This window comes from Candidatus Magnetaquiglobus sp. (genome assembly GCF_058402785.1).
Genome location: NZ_JBZVFG010000005.1, coordinates 104,468 through 121,980, shown reverse-complemented (window position 1 = coordinate 121,980; position 17,513 = coordinate 104,468). Strand labels below are relative to the sequence as shown.

The 17,513-nt window shown below is 61.2% G+C and carries 14 protein-coding genes; 12 read left to right on the top strand and 2 right to left on the bottom strand.

Annotated features, from left to right (window positions below):
* Nucleotides 1–85: 85 nt before the first annotated feature.
* Nucleotides 86–715 carry a Rieske 2Fe-2S domain-containing protein gene (locus ACV4UY_RS03340; protein WP_491606237.1) on the bottom strand — a complete coding sequence of 210 codons (630 nt, stop codon included), beginning with the start codon at nucleotides 713–715 and terminating at the stop codon, nucleotides 86–88.
* 532 nt (nucleotides 716–1,247) lie between these two features.
* Between ACV4UY_RS03340 and ACV4UY_RS03335 the strand changes: the two genes are divergently transcribed.
* From ACV4UY_RS03335 to ACV4UY_RS03310, 6 genes are all read left to right on the top strand, one after another.
* Nucleotides 1,248–1,571: a hypothetical protein gene (locus ACV4UY_RS03335; RefSeq protein WP_491606236.1), complete on the top strand. Its 324-nt coding sequence runs from the start codon at nucleotides 1,248–1,250 to the stop codon at nucleotides 1,569–1,571.
* A 274-nt stretch (nucleotides 1,572–1,845) separates the two neighbouring features.
* Complete coding sequence (locus tag ACV4UY_RS03330; protein ID WP_491606235.1) at nucleotides 1,846–2,058, top strand: cold-shock protein; 213 nt, start codon at nucleotides 1,846–1,848, stop codon at nucleotides 2,056–2,058.
* 567 nt (nucleotides 2,059–2,625) lie between these two features.
* Nucleotides 2,626–3,027: a peptide-methionine (R)-S-oxide reductase MsrB gene (gene msrB, locus ACV4UY_RS03325; RefSeq protein ID WP_491606234.1), complete on the top strand. Its 402-nt coding sequence runs from the start codon at nucleotides 2,626–2,628 to the stop codon at nucleotides 3,025–3,027.
* A gap of 10 nt (nucleotides 3,028–3,037) precedes the next feature.
* A complete protein-coding gene (locus tag ACV4UY_RS03320) occupies nucleotides 3,038–3,739 on the top strand; it encodes a FecR family protein (RefSeq protein ID WP_491606233.1) in 702 nt (233 codons plus the stop codon).
* A 283-nt stretch (nucleotides 3,740–4,022) separates the two neighbouring features.
* A complete protein-coding gene (locus ACV4UY_RS03315) occupies nucleotides 4,023–4,424 on the top strand; it encodes a PilZ domain-containing protein (protein ID WP_491606232.1) in 402 nt (133 codons plus the stop codon).
* Nucleotides 4,425–4,660: 236 nt separating this feature from the next.
* A complete protein-coding gene (locus tag ACV4UY_RS03310; RefSeq protein WP_491606231.1) occupies nucleotides 4,661–7,255 on the top strand; it encodes a putative bifunctional diguanylate cyclase/phosphodiesterase in 2,595 nt (864 codons plus the stop codon).
* Nucleotides 7,256–7,557: 302 nt separating this feature from the next.
* Here the strand turns inward: ACV4UY_RS03310 and ACV4UY_RS03305 are convergent, their stop codons facing one another.
* A complete protein-coding gene (locus ACV4UY_RS03305; RefSeq protein WP_491606230.1) occupies nucleotides 7,558–7,734 on the bottom strand; it encodes a hypothetical protein in 177 nt (58 codons plus the stop codon).
* Nucleotides 7,735–7,955: 221 nt separating this feature from the next.
* On the opposite strand from ACV4UY_RS03305, the gene ACV4UY_RS03300 reads away from it, so the two are divergent.
* The 6 genes from ACV4UY_RS03300 to ACV4UY_RS03275 all read left to right on the top strand — a co-directional run bounded on the left by ACV4UY_RS03300 (nucleotide 7,956) and on the right by ACV4UY_RS03275 (nucleotide 17,512).
* The gene (locus ACV4UY_RS03300; protein WP_491606229.1) at nucleotides 7,956–9,053 is read left to right on the top strand and encodes an aminopeptidase; all 1,098 of its coding nucleotides are present in this window, start codon (nucleotides 7,956–7,958) and stop codon (nucleotides 9,051–9,053) included.
* Nucleotides 9,054–9,071: 18 nt separating this feature from the next.
* Nucleotides 9,072–9,725: an esterase/lipase family protein gene (locus tag ACV4UY_RS03295; RefSeq protein WP_491606228.1), complete on the top strand. Its 654-nt coding sequence runs from the start codon at nucleotides 9,072–9,074 to the stop codon at nucleotides 9,723–9,725.
* Nucleotides 9,726–9,753: 28 nt separating this feature from the next.
* Complete coding sequence (locus ACV4UY_RS03290; RefSeq protein WP_491606227.1) at nucleotides 9,754–10,128, top strand: diacylglycerol kinase; 375 nt, start codon at nucleotides 9,754–9,756, stop codon at nucleotides 10,126–10,128.
* A 226-nt stretch (nucleotides 10,129–10,354) separates the two neighbouring features.
* Nucleotides 10,355–12,499, top strand: coding sequence for a TRAP transporter substrate-binding protein DctP (gene dctP, locus ACV4UY_RS03285; RefSeq protein ID WP_491606226.1), 2,145 nt, complete (start codon nucleotides 10,355–10,357; stop codon nucleotides 12,497–12,499).
* Nucleotides 12,496–15,429, top strand: a complete 2,934-nt coding sequence (locus ACV4UY_RS03280; protein ID WP_491606225.1) for an ATP-binding protein — start codon at nucleotides 12,496–12,498, stop codon at nucleotides 15,427–15,429. Before dctP ends, ACV4UY_RS03280 begins: the two co-directional genes overlap by 4 nt.
* Before the next feature lies 1 nt (nucleotide 15,430).
* Nucleotides 15,431–17,512: a response regulator gene (locus ACV4UY_RS03275; protein ID WP_491606224.1), complete on the top strand. Its 2,082-nt coding sequence runs from the start codon at nucleotides 15,431–15,433 to the stop codon at nucleotides 17,510–17,512.
* Nucleotide 17,513: the final 1 nt, after the last annotated feature.

Genomic DNA, 17,513 nt, shown 5'->3' with positions numbered 1-17,513 from the left:
GGGAGTCGTTTCCGTTTTTTGGAAACGACTCCCGTATTTTGCACGCAGCCTTGCGAGAAACGATGCATCCCAAAATAGGTGCGGTTTACAACAGGACCAACTGGCCGTCACGCACCTCCGAGGGGATCACCTCGAGGCCGGCGTTGCCGGCGGGATTCAGACACTGGCCGGACTCCAGATCGAAAATCCAGTTGTGGACCCGACACTCCACCCGGTCGCCATGGTCGGTCCCCTTGCAGAGATTGGCCTTGGAGTGGGGGCAGCGGGCGCTGTAGACGATGGCCTGGGTTTCGTCGGTGCGAAAGACGATCATGTTCGCGCCCGGGCGTTGCACGGTCTGCATGCGCCGCAACGGGAAGTCGTTCACGGCGCCGAGCCGTTTGTCGTTGGGCAGGGTGGGGGTGTCGTCCGGGATCTCCGGGAGCAGATCCATTTCGCGCATGATGTCGATGGCATCGAGAACCTTGTTGAGGCCGGCGGCAGGGAAGGCCATCAGCACCGCATCCAGGATCTCCTCGCGGCTGGCGCCGGCCTTGAGCGCCTTGGGGGCGTATTGGCGCAGGCCGCGTTCCGTGCCGACCGTCACCTTGGTGACGATCTGGATCAGGTGACGGGTCTTTTCGTCGAGGGCCTGGACGCTGTGCTTGTAGAATCCGAGCAGATGGGTGGCCGCGTCGGGACGGGATTTGGCCAGATAGGTGAGGGCTTTGGACATGGGGGTATCCTTGATTGTCTGATGTTGCGGATGGGTTGATGTGGATCGTTGTCACTGCGTCACAGCTTATATCGGATGGCGTCGTCGGGTCAACGCGGGCAGGGAGGATCTTTCCCAAGGATGGGGGATTCCTGGATGGGGTTGGTTGTCTGGATTGATTGTTTTGATGAATGGGATCGAGAATGTTGATAGGTGCGGAGCGTGGTTGGAATGACTCAGGGTCATGGATCGGGTCTTGTTTTTATGAGATTTTTTGAATGGATTCTTATTTTATTGACCGGTCAATTCATTTCTTCTCGTGTTTGTATTGATAATAGATTTGTTTATTGGAGAGTTCTTGTATGGAAATATACTTATAATCATTCAAAAAACAATTTAAAAAAATCCGACGCCATGTAAGAAAATGTATTGACCCGACGATCGTTGTGGTCATATGCTGCATCGCGGAAGTGATTAATGCAAGGCAGTCCGCTCCAACCGGGTGGGGTCGGAATTTTGGTAGCCAATTCAACGCGTCGATGATGAGGGTGTCATGGAGATCATGAATGGGGATACCTACATCGTGCCATCCAGTGGTTGGTCGGGTGTGCGTGGCAAGTGGCCGCTGGTGGCGCGGGAGGAGACGGATGCCTCCGTCGAAACCGAGTTGCCGATGGGATTGACGCCGGAGTTCCTTCTGGATCTGTTTCAATTCCACATGGCCTGGTTGAGCCGGGTCTCGGGCCTGAAAGAGAACGAAGCCAAACGACGCGTGGTGTCGCTGTTGAAATCCGGACGGATCGGCTATCAGGATGATTCCGGCAACAAGCGCATTCTGCCGGAAGATGCCATTCTGTGGGTGATTCGTCACGCCTGATGGCGGCGTGGCGCGAGCGGAACCCCCAACCGCATGATCCCGTCCGATGGGGTTGGGTCGGGCCGGATGGCGTGCGTCAAACGGGCCTGGAGCGCGTGAAAGGGTGTTTGTACAAGACGTGACACGGGGTGAAAAAAATCGTTTGCTTTTGGCCTGGATTGTGATATATGCTATAAAATGAGACGGCAGTCGTATCGAGAGCACAGCCTAGTTTGCATGCTGCAGGGCGTTCTGCCAATATGTTTAGCAACCATCAGGAACAAGTGAGAGTAACATGGCAGATCGTGAGACTGGAACCGTCAAGTGGTTCAACGAGGGCAAGGGCTTTGGTTTCATCGAGCGGGCTGGCGGCAAGGGGGACATCTTCGTCCACTTCAGCGCCATCTCCGGCTCCGGATTCCGTACCCTGACCGAAGGTCAGAAGGTGGAATTCAACGTGGTCGCGGGTGACAAGGGTCCGAAGGCGGAAAACGTCGTGACCCTGTAATCTGGCCGCGCAAACGTGCATGACGGGGGGACAATACCTTACACCCCCGACCATGGACCACCCTTGGGGAGTTCTTCGGTAACCGTGCACGATGGGGGAGACTATCCTCACCCCGCCATGGATCTCCCTTGTGGAGTTCTTGTGGAAAAATCGACGATCTGGCGGGATCGACAACGGGTGACCGTTCTGTCGATCCCGCTTTGAAAGTCAGCTGGTCTTGAAATTTTCTTGAATATAAACGTGCATGACTGGGGGCGTCCCCCTCTCAACCGTTGACCTTCCTGACGGGCATTCCACGGTCAATCAGACCAGATGGGGGAATCACTCCCTCACCCCCGACCGTTGACCTTCCTGACGGGCATTCCACGGTCAATCAGACCAGATGGGGAGAGATCCTCGACCGTTGACCTTCCTGACGGGCATTCCACGGTCAATCAGACCAGATGGGGGAATCACTCCCTCACCCCCGACCGTTGACCTTTTTGACGGGCGTTCCACGGTGAAAGGACGGACTCATTTTTTTTTATAAAATAGTTGACCGGTTGATTGGATCAGGAGTATTCCGGCATGGATTCCCATCTTGACCTCACCCCCGAAGCGTGGCGCGCGCGTCTGCCGGAGGAGTCCTATCAGGTGCTGCGCTGCGAGGGAACCGAACGTCCCTTTTCCAGTCCGCTCAACCAGGAATACCGCACCGGTCGGTTCGTTTGCGCCGGCTGCGAACAGGTGCTTTTCACCTCGATGATGAAATACGACAGTGGCACCGGCTGGCCGAGTTTTTCGGCGGCTCTTCCAGGAGCCCTGGATACCAGGGTCGATCGCAAGCTGTTGGTGCCGCGCACCGAATACCACTGTGCCCGATGTGGGGGGCATCAGGGGCATGTGTTCGAGGATTCCGGCTCGCCGACCGGCATGCGTTACTGCAACAACGGTCTGGCCTTGCGTTTTCTGGTCGATCCAGAGGCCTGATCGGGACGACATGGGCGCATCCGGGGCGACACGACGGTTGGTTCTGATGCGCGGTCTGCTGTTGGGGAGCCTGCTGGTGCCGGGCGGATGCGCCTTTTTGCCGGTTCGGCAGGGGATCCGGCGCGTGGGGAGTCAGACGCGGGTCGGGGGGCGTCTGGTTGGAGAGGATGCCCTGGTGTTGCCCGGCGATGAGATCGTCACCGGTCCCGAGGGGCGCACCGTGCTGGTGATGGGCGAGGATGCCTTTTTGTTGGGGGTCAATACCCGCATGCGTTTCGACATGCCTGGTGATCCCACCCCTCTCCCCACGCCCGCGCCGGGAGAGGAGCGCGCCGACATCCCCGACAGGTTGCGTTCGCCGGGGTTCACCCTGGAATCCGGACGGGTGTTGTCGGTGTTCGGGCACGGATCCCGCACCCTCAAGCTCCCCACCGCGATTCTGGGCATTCGCGGCACGGCGGTCTATCTGGAGGTGGTCCCGGAGCGGGATTATGTCTGTCTCTGTTATGGACGGCTCGAGATCCGCATGCGCGATGCGCCGGAGATCACCGAAACCTACGAGGCGCGTCACCACTCGGCGCGCACCCTGACCGCCGGCTCGCCGATCCGCAAGGCGCCGGGCGTCAACCACACCGATGAGGAGCTGTTCATGCTCGAGGCCCTGGTCAACCGGCGTCCCCCCTTCGAGGAGGGAGCGTACGCGGACCATTGAGGTTGTTTCCTGCCGCGTTTTTCCTGATCCGTATCGTGGAACTCCCGCCAGGGAGGTCCACGGTCGAGGCGTTCTCCCCCCATCCTTTGGTCGTTTTCGGCCCATCCCCCACGCCGTCGCGATGATGGCTTGTCAAGCGGCAATCGTCCGTGCCAGAATCCACTTCGAAACAGGCGTACTTTCAGAGGCGGTTCGGTTTGTCGAGCCCTGCCTGTCTGGCGGGGACCGGCACGGGGTGGTTGACCGGCCTGCCTGTCTTGTGACTTATCGTAAGGAAATGGCCATGCGCAACACGCCCGACAGTGATTCCCACTGGAGATCCACGACCAGGGAGAGGATCGGAAAAACCAGAAAACCCACCAACAATCGCCGGCATGAGCGTTATGGCATGCGCTTTCCGGTCACGCTCCTGTTTGACGACGGGGAGGAGGTGAAAGGGTTTTCCGAGGATGTCAGCCTGAGCGGGTTCTTCGTGTCCACCGCTTATTCAACCAGCATGGTGCTGGATCGCCTCGGCAAGGGGACCATTCAGCTCGGTCAGGACTCCTACACCTTCCATTGCCGGGTCTCGCGGTTGATGCCCAACGGCATCGGCGTCACCCTCAATCAGGATTACGCCATGCTTGGCCTGGCGATCACCAACCATGTCTTCCAGGAGTTGGCGACGGTGAAGCTCGCGAAGTGAACATCACCGCGTCGGGTGGGGAGAGAGTCCTCATTCCGAGTCGATCCGCCGCGCCACCCTTTGACGCGGATACCCGCATCCGATACACTTGGTGACAGTTTTTGACTTGGAATGCTCGCCGGAGGGCTCCAAGGTCGGGGGTGCGGGGGGCTTTCCCCATCATGCACGGTTCTCAATTGTGATCGCGGACTCGGCACGGCACGCCGTTCAAAGAAATTCCGAGGGTGGAGAGATTCATGCGTGGCGCACGCAACATGCGGCTCATCGCCTTGGCGGGCTTTCTTGTGGCCGTGCTCCTGTTGGGATCTCTCACCCTGTTCCATCGACAGGTGATGGTTGCCCAGATACGGGATCTGGGTGAAAAAAATCATCAACTCCTCGCGCGACAACTCACCAACACCCTCTGGAACGAGCTGGCCCCGCTCATCGACCTGCGTCCGGGTCAAAACGCCGCCTTGCTCTCCAGTCCTGAAATCGTCCGTCTCTCCGGCCAGCTCCAACCGTACATCGCCGAACTGTCCGTCCTCGATTTCACCATCCACAATCGACACGGCGTCACCATCTTCTCCATCCATCGACCCAAGGTCGGCGAGGATCGTTCCTCGGATGCGAAAGTGCGCGCCGTGCTCTCCGGTGGTCAAAAGGAGAGTCAGATCCGCGAAGAGACGGGTCCGGTGCTGATGAAGCCGGATGAACCGGTCACCCGCACCGTTCTGGAAAGTCGTCTGCCCATGATCCACGGCGCGGAACGGCAGATCATGGGGGTGATGGAGATCCGTCAGGACATCTCCCTTTTCAAGCAACAGGTGGAGGGGGCCCAGTGGAAGCAGCTTCTCATCACCGTTCTGCTCGTGGGTGTCGTATCCGTGCTGTGCGCGCTGGTGATCCGACGCCTGTGGAGGGAGATCTGTACCTACGAGGAGGATCGCCACACGTTCATCCAGCAGATCCAGTTGGACAAGGAGGAGCTGGAAAAACGGATTCTGGAGCGTACCAGGGAGTTGACCCGCATCAACAACGCCCTGCAAATCGAGGTCGAGGTGCGGCGCCAGACCGATGTGGAGCTGTGCCTGGCGGCCAGTGTCTACCAGAACACCACCGAGGGGATCGTGGTCACCGATGCCCAGGGGATCATCGAATCGGTCAACCCGGCCTTCACCACCATCACCGGCTATTCCGAGGAGGATGCGATCCATAAGCCGATGCTGATGCTCTTCTCCTCCCAGCACGACGAGGCGTTCTATCGCCAGCTGGATCAGGAGTTGGTCACCCACGGGCGTTGGCGTGGCGAGATGTGGAGTCAGCGTCGGGATGGTTCGGTCTATCCGGAGTTCGCCAACATCAACGCCATCCGCGATGGCGATGGGGTGGTCCGTCAGTATGTGAAGGTCTTCTCCGATCTCTCCGGCATCAAGCGCTCCGAACAGCAGCTCCATTTTCTGGTCCATCACGACGCCCTGACCGGATTGCCCAACCGTTTGCTGCTCAAGGACCGCATGCGCCAGGCCTTCTCCTATGCGGCCCGTTTCAACCAGATCGTCGGCGTGTTGTTTCTGGGGATCGACCGTTTCACGGTGATCAACGACGCCCTGGGACGCGAGGTTGGGGATCGGTTGTTGCGCGATGTGGCGGTGCGCCTGGCCCACTGTCTGCGTGACGAGGATTCGTTGGCACGGGTCGGGGGGGACGAGTTCGTGGTGCTGGCCACCGGTCTCCAGCAGGGCGGCAACGCCGGACGCATTGCCCGCAAGCTCCTTTCCACCTTGAGCGAACCCTTTTCGGTGGAGTCGGAACGTTACTATCTCACCGCCAGCATCGGCATTACCCTCTATCCCCTGGACGAGGGGGACGAGGACGGCCATCTCAAGAAGGCCGAGTCGGCCATGCGGCGTGCCAAGGAGCAGGGTGGCAACGTCATCCATTTCTTCACCAAGGAGATCGACGCCGTTTCGGTGAAACGCATGACCATCGAGAATGGTTTGCGTCTGGCCCTGGAGCGGGATGAGCTGTTTCTGCTCTACCAGCCTCAGATGGATGTGGCCTCGGGTCGCCTGATGGGGGTCGAGGCGCTGATCCGTTGGAAGAGCCCGGAGATGGGATTGGTCTCTCCGGTCAACTTCATCCCCATCGCCGAGGAGAGCGATCTGATCGTCTCGATCGGCGAATGGGTGTTGCGCACCGCCTGCCGGCAGAATCGACAGTGGCAGGATCAGGGCTTCGACCCGATCCGCATGGCGGTGAATCTGTCGGCGCGCCAGTTTCAGAATCGCGATCTGCCCAACAAGGTGGCCCACATCCTGGAAGATACCGGCCTGGATGCCCGCTATCTGGAACTGGAGTTGACCGAGGGGATGTTCATGCGCGACGCCAACGAGACGGTCTCGACGTTGCAGACGTTGCGCACGATGAATCTGCAACTCTCCATCGACGATTTCGGGACCGGCTACTCTTCGTTGAGCTATCTGAAGCGCTTCCCGATCCATACCCTGAAGATCGACCGCGCGTTCGTGCGGGATGTGATCACCGATCCGGACGATGCCGCGATCACCAAGACGATCCTGTCGATGGCCAAGAACCTGAACCTCCAGGTGGTCGCCGAAGGGGTGTCCGATCCCGACCAGCTGGAGTTTCTGCGCTCCCTGGGGTGCGATCTGGTGCAGGGTTTTCTGTTCAGTCCACCCGTACCTCCCGAGGAGATCGCGCAATTTCTCGAGGAGGACCGGCTTTATCGCGAAAAGCCGGCCTTTGCCCCCAAGTTGCACTCCGGTGGCGGGTCGGTGATCATCTTTCCCGAGATCGATCGCTCCACCAGGAGCCTGCATCACCCCTGATCCCACGCAACGCCCGGAGAACGGACCGCGTCTTGGGGTGATCGTTCAGCATGGACCCCGAGTGAATGCGCCATCCCAATCCGACCCGCCTGGATCGCCATCCCGCCAGCAGAGTGGATTGTCGGGCAGACGTGGCGCGCGCCAATCGCGCGCGGACGGATGCGTGGGTCCGTTCCGCCAGCGCACTCGGCTGAGTCGCATGTTCAGCACATCGTCCAGTGGATTTCCCGCGTGCGAGTCGGGTTCGTATGGGCGGCAGGTCATCGGTTCGTCTCCGGGATGAAAGGGGCGTGGGATCCTCTTCACGCCGTGGGATGGGTGGGGTGGGTTTGTGCCTGCTGCATCCGCTCCAGGGTCATGATCACCACCTGATTGAAGGAGCGGCGTTCCTCTTCCGACTTGTCGTGGAGCCATTCGGCCAGGGGTTCGGGAAAGCGCAGCGATTTCTGAACCATGCGTATCTTTTTGTCGGTTTTCATGAGCGTTCTGTTCCATTGTTTGGGGTTGATCCTGGAAACGTATGATTCATGAATGTTGGGTGAATCTTAAGTTTGCAGTCCTTCAGCATATTTTTCTGTCCTGCAACTCCCGCAAGGGAGGGGCATGGTCGGGGGGTGAGGGGTTCTCTCCCCATCACGCACGTTTCCAAAGCGCATATGGGATTGGCGTGGGCATGGGATTGGGGGTAGAATATAAGGCCATGACCGATTGGTTTCGGAGTCTGCTCCGGGTCGCGTCGCTCGTGGTGGTGGCGGGTCTGAGCGGGTGCGGGGAGTGGCCCTATTATTATTGGCAGGCCACCACCGGGGAGATGGAGATCCTCATCCAGCGTCGCTCGGTCGAGTCGCTGCTGGCCGACGCGGAGACCCCGCCGGGACTGCGGAGCCGGTTGATGCTGGCCGACCGTCTGCGTCGCTTCGCCGAAGGGGAGTTGCGGCTTCCTTCGAGCGGGACGTTTCGGGATTATGCCGATCTGCGGCGCCCGTTCGTGACACGGGTGGTGTTCGCGACGCCGGAACTCTCCCTGGAACCGCGTCGCTGGTGTTTTCCGGTGGTGGGGTGTCTGGCCTATCGGGGTTATTTCGACGACCGCGAGGCCCGGCGTCAGGCCGAGAGCTTGCGGCGGGAAGGGTTGGATGTCCATCTGTCGGCTTCGCCGGCCCACTCCACCCTGGGGTGGTTTGCCGATCCGCTGCTCAACACCTTCATCGACTGGCCGGAGGGGCGTCTCGCCGGCTTGATGTTTCATGAACTGGCTCACGAAAAGTTCTATATACCGGATGATACGACCTTCAACGAATCGTTTGCCGAGGCGGTGAGCCGCATCGGCGTGGAGCGGTGGTTGGAGCGGACCGGGCAAGGGGAGGCGTTGTCGCGTCTGCGGCGTGACTGGATTGAGCGGGCCCGGTTTGTGGAACAGGTCGAGGCGGTCCGGGAACGGTTGACCACGTTGTATGCCGGCCCCTCGACCGAGGTGGAAAAGCGCGCGGGAAAGCGGGAGATCTTCGCGAACGCGGTCTTGGAGGCCGAGCGGTTGGATGGAAAATCGGGCGATCCGGAGCGCGAGGCCACGCGTCGCGCCCATGGTCGCTGGTGGCGCGACGGGATCAACAATGCCAAACTGGTCTCCGTGGGGCTCTATTCGGCGTGGGTGCCGGCCTTTCTGAGGATTCTGGAGGAGAACCAAGGCGATCTGGAGGGGTTCTATCGTTCGGTGCGGGCATTGGCCGAGTTGCCGATGGAGGCGAGGAACGAGCGTTTGCGAGGCGGGACGACGGTTGGGTCGGAGCGTCGGTGAGGCTGAGGCGAGGATGGCATGTCGGTGAGTGAGAGCGTGGTGTTGGTGCATGGCCTGTGGTTGGATGGCACGGAGTTCAAGTGGTTGGATTTGCATCTGCGGCGGGCAGGATTCCGGGTTTTGACCTTTCACTATCCCACCGTGCGGCGTGGGTTGGATCAGAACGCCGATGGGCTGTGGGAGTTCCTGGAATTGCGTTTTGGGACAGGCATGCGGAACGTCCGGCCCGGATCGGTCCATCTGATCTGCCACAGTCTCGGCGGGCTCGTGGGGCTGCGCATGCTCGAGCGCCATCCCGATGCGCCGATTGGACGCATGGTGGCGCTGGGAAGCCCGTTCCAAGGCTCCTTCTCCGCGCAACGTCTGGCCAGGTGGCCGGTGGGATCCTGGTTTCTGGGGGAGAGCATGCGCGGCGCCCTGGATGGGAAGTACGCCTGGCGGGTTCCCGAGGGGCGCAGCGTCGGCGTGTTGGCCGGTACCTTGCCGTTGGGGTTGAGTCATATGATCTGGGGGGTCGAGTCCCCCAACGACGGGGTGGTGGCGGTCTCCGAGACCTGCCTGCCGGGCGCGGTCCACGCCACCCTGTCGGTGATGCATGTGGGCTTGGTGTTTTCGCGCCGGGCGGCGCTTTGGGTACAACATTTCATCAGAACAGGGGAGTCGGCATGGTGAGTGGAACCTTCGACCGGTGGGTGGACGCATGAAACCGGGGGCGACGGGATTGACCCGGGTGATTCATGCCGCCGGATATTCCTGGCTGGGTTTTCAGGCTGCCTGGCGTCATGAGGCGGCTTTCCGGCAGGAGTTGATCGGCGTTTTGCTGTTGATGCCGATCGGCGCGTGGCTGGGGGGCAACGCGGTGGAACGGTCGCTTTTGATCGGCTCCCTGCTGGTGGTCCTGATCGTCGAGTTGCTCAACTCCGCAGTCGAGGCCGTGGTCGATCGGATCGGGCCGGAGCGCCATCCGTTATCCGGGCGGGCCAAGGATCTCGGCTCGTCGGCGGTGTTCGTGTCACTGGTGATGGCGGTGGTGGTCTGGGGATTGGTGGCCTGGGAGCGGTTCGGATCATTCTGAACCGCATGCCTGCTTCGTAACTTGCCTGATGGGGGGAGACCCCCTTTCCCCTCCGTACCGTGGACCTTCCTTAGGGAGGTCCACGGTAAGAGGGTGCAAAAGGCAAAAGAACGAGTTCCAAGGGCTTTGCCCTTGGATCCCATCAGGGGCCACTGGCCTGCGGATCCGGCCAAATGTCGGGGAGGTCTCAATCGTGAAACCGGTAGGAGAGGGCTGAACGGTCGGCATGTCGGAGAAGAGCTTCAAACGCATTTTGATCGTTCTGCTGGTGATCGCGCTCGCACTGCTGGGCGGGCGCATCGCCAAGAGTCTGCGCGATCCGGTGGAGACGCTGGTCGGTTCCCAGACGGCCCACGACCGTGAGATCGCCCTGCGGCTCGGGATCGCCACCAGCGTGGGTCCGGTGCCGCGCGCGGCGGCGACCCGTCTGGCCGAACGGCTCGCCGCGTTGAGTCAGGATGGCCTCAAACTCACCATCCACCCCTCTGCGGAGTTCGGCGGCGACGAGCGCATGTTGAAACTGGTCAGCCGTGGCGAGCTTTCCATGGTGCTGGTCACCAGCGACTTTCTGGCCAGGCGGATCGAGGCCATGCGTGTGTTCGATCTGCCGTTTCTTTTTTCATCGCGGGACGCCCTGCATCGGGCCCTGGATGGGGAGTTCGGTCGGGTGCTGTTGGACAAGGCGCGTCAACTCAACCTGGAGGGGCTCGCCTTTTGGGATGGGGGGTGTCGCCATCTGCTGGCGGACCGTCCGTTGTCCAGTCCGGAGGCTTTTGCCGATCTGCGCGTCGTGGAGCCGGACAATCGGGTGAACCGGGCCTATTTTGCCCGTCTGGGTGTCCGTTACGTCACCCCGGACGACACTTCGGCCCAGGCTTGGGAACAGCCGCTCTCCGGGTTGGAGAGTCACTCGGGTCGTCTGGCCTCCGCGCATCTGACCCTGAGCGGACATACCCATCTCGGCCACCTGCTGGCGATTGGTCGCGATGTTCAGGATTTGTTGACCGCCCGTCAACAGGAAATCCTGCTGGAAGCGGCGCGGGAGATCGCCTGGTGGACCCGCGTCGAGCAGCGCGATCGCGAGGTGGAGATCATGAAGCGATTGCGCGGCATGGGCATGGGGATCCAGGAGTTGCCCGCCGAGGCCAGGGAGCGGTTTCGGGCGCTTCTTTCCCCGATCGAGCATGGCTTCGAGGAGGATATCGGCGCCGATGTCATGGCCAAGCTGGCGGAATGGCAGATGTTGCATGAGAACGAGGCGACGCGCGTGGGTGAGATCCTGATCGGTCTGGACGCGCAGCTCTCCGGAGAAAGTGCGCGGGCGGGTCTGGAGCTGTCGCGCGGGATCCGTCTGGCCATCGAGTCGATCAACGACAGGGGGGGCGTGCTGGGACGTCGGATGCGTCTGGTGGCCCGTGACAATCATGGTCTGGCCACCCGTGGGTTGGAGAATCTGAAGTTCTTTGCCGGCCTCGAGGATCTGGTGGCCGTGGTGGGGGGACAGAAAAGTTCGGTGGTCGCCGCCGAGGTGGAACTCGTGCATGATCTGGAGCTGCCGATGCTGTTGCCCTGGTCGGCGGCGCGCCATCTGACCGAGAACGGTTTCAAACCCAATCAGGTGTTCCGGTTGAGTCTCAACGACCGCTGGACCGCCCCGTTTTTGGCGGATGCCGCCTTGCGGCGTGGCTCCAGGATTGCCCTGGTGCTCGAAAACTCCAGCTGGGGCGTGGAGTTCGAGAAGATCGTGTCGCGCCATCTGAACGCCAGGGGGGTCCGCCCGGTGGTGCTCCAGTGGGTGGACAACGGTCAGGAACGGTTCGACACGTTGATCTCCAGACTGGGCGAGACCGGTACCGAGGTGGTGATTCTGGTGGATACCCCGGATGAGAGCGTGCCGATCCTGATGGAGTTGCGGCGTCATCTCCCCAGCGTGGCCGTGGTCTCCCACTGGGGGTTGCTGGGCGGTGACATGACCGCCATGCAACGCAAGGCGATCGGTGGCATGGATCTGCGCTTTCCGCAAACCGGTTTCCCGAACGAGCCGAATCATCGCCTCGGTCAGGCCATGCTGGCCGCCTATCGCCGCCATCTGGGTCTGGATGAAAATGAACCGGTTCATGTCATGGTCGGTTTTGCCCACGCCTACGACCTGGTGGGGATGCTGGCCGAGGCGGTGCGTGGGGCCGGAAGCGTGGACAGGCGGATGGTGCGCGATGCGTTGGAACGGCTTCCGGTTTACGATGGGGTGATGAAGCGGTTGCGCCCCCCCTTCGACGAGCAGCGTCACGATGCGCTCGATGACCAGGATTACCGGCTCGGACGGCTGACCCCCGAGGGGGTGGTGGTGCCGGCGGGGAGGGACGGGGAATGAACCCTCAAGCCCCCTCCGTGCCCCATGGGCGGTTGCGACGTCGCTACATTCTGCAATTCTCTTCGTTCGTCGGCGCGGCGCTGGTGTTGGTGCTGGGGTTGTTGCAGGCCGACATGGTACATTCGTTGCGTGCCCGCTCGGTGACTTCGCTGGAAGCGCGGGGCGTGGAGCTGTTCGAGCGCGTGGAGACCCGGATTGGGTTCTTGCGGCAGAATCTCGAACAGTTTGCGCGCAATCCGCTGGTGATCAATGCCCTGGTGGAAGGGACCGCGCGGGATCCCCATTTGGCGCAACTGGTGCGCAATTTTGCCAGCGGACGTCACATCGTGGCCTTTTTCCTGGTCAATTTCGACGGCGCGCCGCTGCTGCTCCAGCGCGAGGATGCGCCGCTCAATCCGGACCCGGCGGTGATCCGTCACGCGCTCTCCTGGACGCGTCCGGCCCCCCTGATCGATCCGGGGGGGCGCTACCTGATTCTCAGTCACCCCCTGGAGTCCCATCATGCCATTCAAGGGGCGATGATCGTGCATGTGGATTTCGCCGGATTGCTCTCCGAGATCGTGCCTGGGGATCGCAGCGTGCGGCATGCGGTTTTGTTGGGGGATCGGGTGCTTTACCAGACCCAGGCGACCATTTCGATGGATCGCATCGAACTGACCCTGACCCCGCCGCCGGGTTCGGCGATCCTGATCCGTCTGGGACTGCGGCAACGTTTGACCGTGGACAAATCGGTGCTGCGGGCACCCATCTACGAAAGCATCGCCAATGCCACCTTGTTGGGGCTGGCGCTGGTGATCGTCTCCATGCTGCTGGCCTTTCGACTGGGGGCCAAGACCGCGGATCCGATCCTGATGCTCTGCCGTCGGGTGCGTTTGGCCACCGAGGATGGGACCACGGCCATCACCCCGGTCGGCACCGGCGATGAACTCGAGGAGCTGGCGGCGATCTTCGAGGAGCGGACCCGTGCCTTGTGGGCGATCCGCATGGAGCTGGAGAACCGGGTGTTGGAGCGGACCCAAACCCTGGAACGGCTCAACTCGGAGCTGGAAAAGGAGGTTCTGGAACGCACTCGGGTCGAGGTCGAGACCAGGCGACATCTGGAGTTGTTGGATCAGGCCCAGAGGATCGCCCATCTGGGTAGTTGGGAGTGGGATCTGCCGGCGGGGATGGTGCAGTGGTCAACGGAGCTGTTCCGGATCCTGGGGTTGCGCCCCCATGCCCTGCTGCCCAGTCACAAGCGTTTTTTGGCCGCCGTGCATGTCGATGACCGCAAGCGGGTCAACGATGTGATGGAGACGGCCATTCGTGGCGACGCCCTGGAGTTCGAACAGGAGTTCCGCATCGTTGGCGCCGATGGACAAGCCCGGTTCGTGTTTGGCAACGCACGGATCGATCGCGATGACAAAGGTGAACCGGTTCGCGTGACCGGCACGGTGCTCGACATCACCCCGCGCAAGATGCTCGAGGATGAGTTGCGCCGCGCCAAGGAACAGGCCGAGGAGGCCAGTCGCATCAAGGGGGAATTTTTGGCCAACATGAGCCACGAAATCCGCACCCCCATGAATGCGATCATCGGTTTTAGCCATCTCTGCCTGCGCACCGCGCTCACCACCCGACAGCGGGACTACCTGCAAAAGCTCTACCTGAGTGCCAACGGGATGCTGCGCATGATTAACGACATTCTGGACTTCTCCGATATCGAGGAAGGAAAGCTCCAGATCGAGCGCAACGGATTCGATCTGGAGGAGCTTCTGATGGGTCTGGACTCCCTGATGAGCGTCAAGGCCATGGAGAAATCCCTGGCTTTCAAGGTGGAATCGCGGGTAGGGCTTCCTTTGCATCTGGTGGGGGATGCGGTCCGGCTGCGCCAGGTGTTGTTGAATCTCACCAACAACGCCATCAAGTTCACCGATCAGGGCGAGGTGGTGGTCTCGGTGGAGGTGGCCGAGGAGGATGCCTCCGAGATGATGTTGCGTTTTGCGATCCGCGATACCGGGATCGGGATGCCTCCTGAACAGTTGTCGATCATCTTCGACAAGTTCCAGCAGGGGGATGCCAGCTCCACCCGTCGGCATGGGGGGACGGGATTGGGGTTGGCGATCTCCAGGAGTCTGGTCGAGCTGATGGGCGGGTCGGTCGGGGTGGAGAGTACGCCGGGGGTGGGCAGTCGCTTCGTGTTCACGGTTCGTTGCGGCAAACCGTTGCCCGTGGAGACGTTTCCGGAGGGGGGGGATCCGCTTTTGTTGTGCGATGGGTCCAGGCCCGCGGAGGAGGGGACGGCTTCGGAGGTCGAGGCGCGCGGCGGGACCTTGCCAACCCTGCCCGGCATCAACACCCGTGCCGGTTTGCGTGGCATGGGCGGGGATGTGACGTTGTATCGTCGCGTCATGAACAAGTTCGTGATCACCCAGTCGGATGCCGCCCGCTTGATGGGATCGCTTCTGGAGGCGCGCGAGTGGTTGGAATTGGAACGGGTCGCCCATACCTTGAAGGGAGGGGCAGCGACCATCGGCGCCATGGATCTCAGTCATGCCGCCTTGCAGATCGAGCATGGCGCGCGGGATCGAATGGGTCGAAAATCGTTGCGTCTGTTGTTGTCCGTGGCCGAGAGACATCTGGAAAAGGTGCTTTTGACCATCGGCGCCGCCTTTCCGGAGCCGCGACGGGAGGCGAAACCGGGTGACATCCCGGATCGGGCGTTCGACCCCGCCGAGTTGGTCGCGTTGTTGACGCAGGCACGGGAGCTGTTGCGCAATTTCGATGTCTCCTCCGAGGCGGTGATCCGGGCCTTGGAACCGTGGGCCAGAGACAAGGAAAGTCATGAGGGGTGGCAGGGAATGATCAGGCATCTGGAAGTGTACGATTACGACAAGTGTCTGGAGCTGTTGTCGCAGTGGGCCGCCCGGGTGGGCGTGACCTTGGAGCCGTGAGATGGAAAGCCAATCCGCAGGTATGCCTTTCGAAGGGGACGGCGAGGCTCGCAAGAGCATCGTGCTGCTGGTGGACGACCAGCCGGAGAACATCGACATCATCCGCAGCGCCCTGGACGAACATTTCCAGATCCTGGTGGCCACCCATGGGGTGAAGGCCCTGCAGGTGGTGCGGCGCGTGGTGCCGGATATCATCCTGCTCGACATCATGATGCCGGTCATGGATGGTTACGAGACCTGTCGGCGCCTCAAGGAAGATCCCCTGACCGCCGGGATTCCGGTGATCTTTTTGACGGCCAAGACCGAATTCGAGGATGAGGCCAAGGGGTTGGCCCTGGGTGCGATCGATTACATCCGCAAGCCGTCGAGTCCGCAGATCATTCTGGCGCGGGTCAAGAACATCGAGCATCTGCTGCTGGCCCGGCATGCGCTGGAGTTGAAGAATTTCGCCCTGGAGAACGCCCGTCTCAAGGCCGAGGAGGCCCTGGATCGTCTGGCGGAGAACGAACGGGACCTGCATGCCGCGATGTTGGCCGCGGAACGGGCCAGCATGGCCAAAAGCGAATTTCTGGCGGTGATGAGCCATGAGATCCGGACCCCCTTGAACGGCATTCTTGGCATGACCGAGTTGTTGATGGATCTGGAGATGAGCGACGAGTATCGGCTCTATGTGGAGACGATCCGGCGTTCGGGGGAGAATCTGCTGGTCATCATCAACGATATCCTGGATTTTTCCAAGATCGAGGCGGGTCGTCTGGAGTTGGAGGCGATTCCGTTCAGCCTGTGGGGTCTGCTCGACGAGTTGCAGTTCATCTTCGGCCAGGTGGCCAGCAGCAAGGAGTTGGCCTTCCGGGTCGATCATGACGGGTTGCTGCCTCGCGATCTGATCGGCGATCCGGTGCGCGTGCGGCAGGTTCTCACCAATTTGCTGTCCAATGCCTTGAAATTCACCGAATTTGGCGGTGTGTCGCTGCAGGCCGAACCTCTGAAGGTGTCGGCGGATCAGGCGCGCATCGCCTTTGTGGTGCGGGATACCGGCATTGGCATCAGCCCGGAGAATTTCGCCCGGCTGTTCGATGCCTTCTCCCAGGTGGACAGCTCGACGACCCGCAAGTTCGGCGGGACCGGATTGGGGTTGAGCATCACCAACCGTCTGGTGCGCATGATGGACGGTGAGATCACGGTTCAGAGTCAATTGGGGGTCGGCAGTACCTTCCGGGTCGAGATCCCTTTCAAGATGGCCCGTTCCGCGCTCCCCGAGGGTCTCAGCCGCCCACCCGGAGAGGGGGTTCCGGCAGAGATTCCCGCCAACACCTTGATTTTGCTGGTGGAGGATGATCCGATCAATCTGGCGGTGATCAAGGGGATGCTGCAACCCTATCGGGTACGGATCGAGGCGGCCCAGAACGGGCGGGTGGCCCTCGGCAAACTGGCCAGATCGAATTTTGATCTGGTGCTCATGGACTGCCTGATGCCGGAGATGGATGGCTATGCCGCCTGTCGGGAGTTTCGTGGCATGGAGATGAACTCCAATGCCACGCGACGCACTCCGGTGATCGCCCTGACCGCCAATGCCATGCAGGGGGATCGTGAGAAGTGTCTGGCCGCCGGCATGGATGACTATTTGAGCAAGCCCTTCAAGCGGCATGCCCTGGTGGAGATCATCGCGCTGTGGCTGGCCCGTGCCCGGAGTCAGGGTGGGTTGGAGATCCCGCTCCCCACGGAGACGCTCCGGGAGAGGGAACCAATCGATCGCGAAAAGATCCAAGAGTTGCAGGAGGATCTCGGCGAGGACTTCTTCAAGGTGTTGCGTACCTTCCAGGCCGGCTTGCCGGATCGGTCGGCGCGGGTCTGGGCGGCGATGCAGGCCAACGATGCCAATCAGGTACACATGGAGGTCCATTCGTTGAAAAGTCTCTCCGCGCAGTTCGGCCTGGGCCGTTTGCGCGAGGTGGTGGTGGGGTTGGACAACAAGGCCAGAGCCGGATCGTTGGAGGGGACATCCGAGCTGGCAGAGCGGTTGATGGAAGAGATCCGAACGGCGGATGCGGCCATTTCAGCCTATTTGGTGGGCAGGAGTTGAT

Excerpts from the sequence above, each read along its gene's own strand:
- ACV4UY_RS03340 (WP_491606237.1), bottom strand. The coding sequence starts at position 715 with ATGTCCAAAGCCCTCACCTATCTGGCCAAATCCCGTCCCGACGCGGCC.
- ACV4UY_RS03335 (WP_491606236.1), top strand. The coding sequence starts at position 1,248 with ATGGAGATCATGAATGGGGATACCTACATCGTGCCATCCAGTGGTTGG.
- ACV4UY_RS03330 (WP_491606235.1), top strand. The coding sequence starts at position 1,846 with ATGGCAGATCGTGAGACTGGAACCGTCAAGTGGTTCAACGAGGGCAAG.
- msrB (WP_491606234.1), top strand. The coding sequence starts at position 2,626 with ATGGATTCCCATCTTGACCTCACCCCCGAAGCGTGGCGCGCGCGTCTG.
- ACV4UY_RS03320 (WP_491606233.1), top strand. The coding sequence starts at position 3,038 with ATGGGCGCATCCGGGGCGACACGACGGTTGGTTCTGATGCGCGGTCTG.
- ACV4UY_RS03315 (WP_491606232.1), top strand. The coding sequence starts at position 4,023 with ATGCGCAACACGCCCGACAGTGATTCCCACTGGAGATCCACGACCAGG.
- ACV4UY_RS03310 (WP_491606231.1), top strand. The coding sequence starts at position 4,661 with ATGCGTGGCGCACGCAACATGCGGCTCATCGCCTTGGCGGGCTTTCTT.
- ACV4UY_RS03305 (WP_491606230.1), bottom strand. The coding sequence starts at position 7,734 with ATGAAAACCGACAAAAAGATACGCATGGTTCAGAAATCGCTGCGCTTT.
- ACV4UY_RS03300 (WP_491606229.1), top strand. The coding sequence starts at position 7,956 with ATGACCGATTGGTTTCGGAGTCTGCTCCGGGTCGCGTCGCTCGTGGTG.
- ACV4UY_RS03295 (WP_491606228.1), top strand. The coding sequence starts at position 9,072 with ATGTCGGTGAGTGAGAGCGTGGTGTTGGTGCATGGCCTGTGGTTGGAT.
- ACV4UY_RS03290 (WP_491606227.1), top strand. The coding sequence starts at position 9,754 with ATGAAACCGGGGGCGACGGGATTGACCCGGGTGATTCATGCCGCCGGA.
- dctP (WP_491606226.1), top strand. The coding sequence starts at position 10,355 with ATGTCGGAGAAGAGCTTCAAACGCATTTTGATCGTTCTGCTGGTGATC.
- ACV4UY_RS03280 (WP_491606225.1), top strand. The coding sequence starts at position 12,496 with ATGAACCCTCAAGCCCCCTCCGTGCCCCATGGGCGGTTGCGACGTCGC.
- ACV4UY_RS03275 (WP_491606224.1), top strand. The coding sequence starts at position 15,431 with ATGGAAAGCCAATCCGCAGGTATGCCTTTCGAAGGGGACGGCGAGGCT.